This window comes from Delftia sp. ZNC0008 (assembly GCF_000799035.1).
Classification (GTDB): Bacteria; Pseudomonadota; Gammaproteobacteria; order Burkholderiales; family Burkholderiaceae_C; genus Comamonas; species Comamonas tsuruhatensis.
This window is the reverse complement of sequence record NZ_JTKZ01000390.1, coordinates 1-4459: the sequence shown is the minus strand read 5'-3', so window position 1 is coordinate 4459 and position 4459 is coordinate 1. Positions and strand designations below refer to the sequence as shown.

At 69.1% G+C, this 4459-nt stretch carries 2 protein-coding genes; both read left to right on the top strand.

Features of this window, described 5'->3' with window-relative positions; genetic code table 11:
- Positions 1-2702: aminomethyl-transferring glycine dehydrogenase (gene gcvP, locus L995_RS13145; protein ID WP_047472167.1), on the top strand; the 2702-nt coding region annotated here is incomplete at its 5' end.
- Between the two features lie 155 nt (positions 2703-2857).
- Positions 2858-4459: PAS domain-containing sensor histidine kinase (locus tag L995_RS13140; protein WP_047472165.1), on the top strand; the 1602-nt coding region annotated here is incomplete at its 3' end.

Genomic DNA, 4459 nt, shown 5'->3' with positions numbered 1-4459 from the left:
AGGCCCAGGCGCTGGCCGAACTCAAGGCGCTGGCAGGCCGCAACCAGCTGCTCAAAAGCTTCATCGGCCAGGGCTACTACGGCACGCACACGCCCGGAGTCATCCTGCGCAACATTCTCGAGAACCCCGCCTGGTACACGGCCTACACGCCCTACCAGGCCGAGATCTCGCAAGGCCGCATGGAGGCCCTGGTCAACTTCCAGACCATGGTCTGCGACCTGACGGCCATGCCGATTGCCAACGCCTCCATGCTGGACGAGGCCACGGCGGCCGCCGAGGCCATGACGCTGGCCAAGCGCTCCGTCAAAAGCAAGAGCAACCGTTTCGTGGTGGCCGGCGATGCCCACCCCCAGACCATCGAGGTGATACAGACGCGCGCCGCGCCGCTGGGCATCGAGGTGCTGCTGGCCAACTCGCTGGAGGAATGGAACCAGCTGATGGAGGGCGACTACTTCGCCGTGCTGGCCCAGTACCCTGCCACCAGCGGCCGCCTTCCTGACAATGTGGGCGATCTGCGCGCCGACGTGGACAAGGCCCATGGCAAGCAGGCCGCCTTCATCGTGGCCACCGACCTGCTGGCGCTGACCCTGATCACGCCGCCCGGCGAATGGGGTGCCGACATCGTGGTGGGCACCACCCAGCGCTTTGGCATGCCCATGGGCGCCGGCGGCCCGCACGCCGCCTTCATGGCCTGCCGCGACGAGTTCAAGCGCTCCCTGCCCGGCCGCCTGGTCGGCGTGAGCGTGGACGTGCACGGCAAGCCCGCCTACCGCCTGGCACTGCAGACGCGCGAGCAGCACATCCGCCGCGAAAAGGCCACCTCCAACATTTGCACGGCCCAGGTGCTGCCCGCCGTGGTGGCCAGCATGTACGCCGTCTACCACGGCCCCGAGGGCCTGGAGCGCATCGCCCGCCGCGTGGCCTCGTACACGGCCATCCTGGCGCGCGGCCTGGCCGAGCTGGGCGCGCCGCTGCGCGAGGCGCCCAGCTTCGACACGCTGAGCCTGCACACGGGCGCGGCCACCCAGGCCATCGTGGAGCGTGCCGTGTCCCTGGGCGCCAACCTGCGCGTGTATTTCAAGGAATACCTGTGCATCTCGCTGGACGAGACCACCACGCGCGCCGATGTCGAGCTGCTGTGGAAGATCTTCGCCCGGGACGGCCAGGCCCTGCCCAGCTTCACCGCCTTCGAAAAGGGCGTGGAGCCGCTGATTCCCGACGGACTGCGCCGCAGCAGCGCCTTCCTCACGCACCCGGTGTTCAACACCCACCGCTCCGAGACCGCCATGCTGCGCTACATCCGCCAGCTGTCGGACAAGGACCTGGCGCTGGACCGCAGCATGATCCCGCTGGGCTCCTGCACCATGAAGCTCAACGCCACCAGCGAGATGATTCCCATCACCTGGCCCGAATTCGCCCAGGTGCACCCCTTTGCCCCGGCCGACCAGCAGCAGGGCTATGCGGAACTGGACAAGCAGCTGCGCGACTGGCTGTGCCAGGCCACGGGCTACGCCGGCATCAGCCTGCAGCCCAATGCCGGCAGCCAGGGCGAGTACGCGGGCCTGCTGGCCATCAAGGGCTGGCATGCGAGCCGGGGCCAGTCGCACCGCAACGTCTGCCTGATTCCAAGCAGCGCCCACGGCACCAACCCGGCCAGCGCGCAGATGGTGGGCATGCAGGTGGTGGTCACCGCCTGCGACGCCAACGGCAACGTCGACATGGCGGACCTGGCGGCCAAGTGCGAGCAGCACAGTGCCAACCTGGCCTGCATAATGATCACCTACCCCAGCACGCACGGCGTGTTCGAGACCCAGGTCAAGGAGCTGTGCAAGCTGGTGCATGACCACGGCGGCCGCGTCTACGTGGACGGCGCCAACATGAACGCCCTGGTGGGCCTGGCCGCGCCGGGCAGCTTCGGCGGCGATGTCAGCCACCTGAACCTGCACAAGACCTTCTGCATCCCGCACGGCGGCGGCGGCCCGGGCGTGGGCCCCGTCTGCGTGGTCGAGGATCTCGTGCCCTTCCTGCCCGGCCATGCCACCACGGGCCTTGCGGGCGGCACGGGCGCGATCAGTGCCGCGCCGCTGGGCAATGCGGCCGTGCTGCCCATCAGCTGGATGTACATCCGCATGATGGGCGCCCAGGGCCTGACCCTGGCCACCGAGACCGCCATCCTCAGCGCCAACTACATCAGCGCCCGGCTGCGCGACCACTACCCCACGCTGTACGCGGGCGAGCACGGCCATGTGGCGCACGAGTGCATCCTGGACCTGCGCCCGTTCAAGGAAAGCACGGGCGTCATGGCCGAGGACGTGGCCAAGCGCCTGATCGACTACGGCTTCCATGCGCCCACGCTGTCCTTCCCCGTGCCCAACACGCTGATGGTGGAGCCCACCGAAAGCGAAAGCCTGTACGAGCTGGACCGCTTCGTGGACGCCATGATCGCCATCCGCGAGGAAATCCGCGCCATCGAGCAGGGCCGCCTGCCCCAGGACGACAACCCGCTCAAGAACGCGCCGCACACGGCCGAGACCCTGCTGGCTTCGGAATGGACCCACCCGTACAGCCGCGAGGCCGCCGCCTACCCCGTGGCTGCCCTGCGCCAGTCCAAGTACTGGTGTCCCGTGGGCCGGGTGGACAACGTCTACGGCGACCGCAACCTCTACTGCAGCTGCATCCCGGTCGACGCTTACCTGAGCTGAAGCACCTGCCACCCAAAGGGGCGCTTGTGGCGCCCCGGCCGGCGCGCGTACACTGCGGCCCTGCCCGCGCCGGGCCCCGGTCCATCTGCCGGGCGCCAGGCGCGGGCAACCAGGATTTGTGCGGCAGATGCCGCTTTCCCCAGCGCCAGCACGCGATGAGCAGCCAAGACCCTTCCGACCAGCCTCGCGACGACGAGCACCTGCCCCTGCATGCCTTGCTGGCGCCCGGCGCCGACCTGCCCCCCGTCGAACGTTTCCCCTCCTTCCAGCCCGAGGACGATCCGCTGCAGGCCCTGGTCGCCGAGCTGCGCAACTACCAGCGCGAGCTGGAGATCCAGAACCGCGTGCTGGACTACAGCCAGGCCGTGGCCGAAAGCGCCTCCGAGCGCTTCGAAGCCCTGTTTGCCAGCATTCCCCTGCCCCTGCTGGTGGTGGACGAGCACGACATGGTGGTGCAGGCCAACGCCATGGCGCACAGCGCCTTCCAGCCCACCGAGCATGACCGGCTGCTGGTCAATTTCGCGCCCTTCGTGCACCCTGACGACGCCGAGCGCGTGCGCGAGACCTTCGTTGCGGCACGCGAGCTGGGCCGCACCGAGGCCCACGAGGTCTGCTTCGACATCACCGAGCAGCACCAGCTGCGCGCCGACCTGCATGTGGCCTGCATCGCCATCCCGCAGCAAAGCGGCCCGCCCATTGCGCAGTACCTGTGCGCCGTGGTCGACCAGGGTCCGCTGCTGGCCGAGCGCCTGGCGCTGCAGCAGCGCAACCACCAGCTGTTCCTGAGCGAGCGGCGGCTCGAATCGGTCATCAACTCGGCCCTGGACGCCATCATCTGCCTGGACCACGAGCAGCGCATCACCGTCTTCAATCCCACGGCTGCCGCCCTGTTTCTGTGTCCGCCGCACGACGCGCTGGGCAGTCCGCTGGAGCGTTTCCTGCCCGATGCGGCCCAGGCCCTGTCCTTTGCGCCGCTGACCACGCAGGCCGTGCTGGGCGAGATGACGGCACGCACGGCCAGCGGCCGCGAAATCCCGGTCGAGGTCAGCGTCTCCTTCGAGCACCACAGCGGCGGCGAGACCACCACCGTGTTCGCGCGCGACCTCACCAGCCGCAAGAAGGCCGAGGCCCAGCGCAACGAGCTGGAAGAGCAGCTGCGCGAATCGCACAAGATGCAGGCCCTGGGCACCATGGCCGGCGGCATTGCCCACGACTTCAACAACATCGTGGGCGCCATCCTGGGCAATGTGGAGCTGGCCAAGGCCGACTGCGGCGGCAATGCCGCAGCCATCGAAAGCCTGCAGGAGATCGAAAAGGCCGGCCGCCGCGCGCGCGACCTGGTGCGCCAGATCCTGACGTTCAGCCGCAATGAACCGCCGCAGCGCAAGCCCGTGCAGGCGCGCGAGGTCATGGGCGACACGGCGCGGCTGCTGCGCGTGACCCTGCCGCCCGCCGTGGAGCTGCAGGTGCACGTGCCGCCGCAGATGCCGCCCATGCTGGCCGACGCCATGCAGGTGGAGCAGGCCCTGTTCAACCTGTGCACCAATGCCATGCACGCCCTGGGCGAGCGGCGCGGCCTGATCCAGATGGATGCCGACCTGGTGCGCCCGGACCAGCGCCTGTGCGAACGCCTGGGCCTGCCGCCCGTCAGCTATGTGGCGCTGTCGGTGCAGGACAACGGCCCCGGCATGGACGCACGCACGCTGCAGCGCATCTTCGAGCCCTTCTTCACCACCAAGCCCGTGGGCCAGGGAACG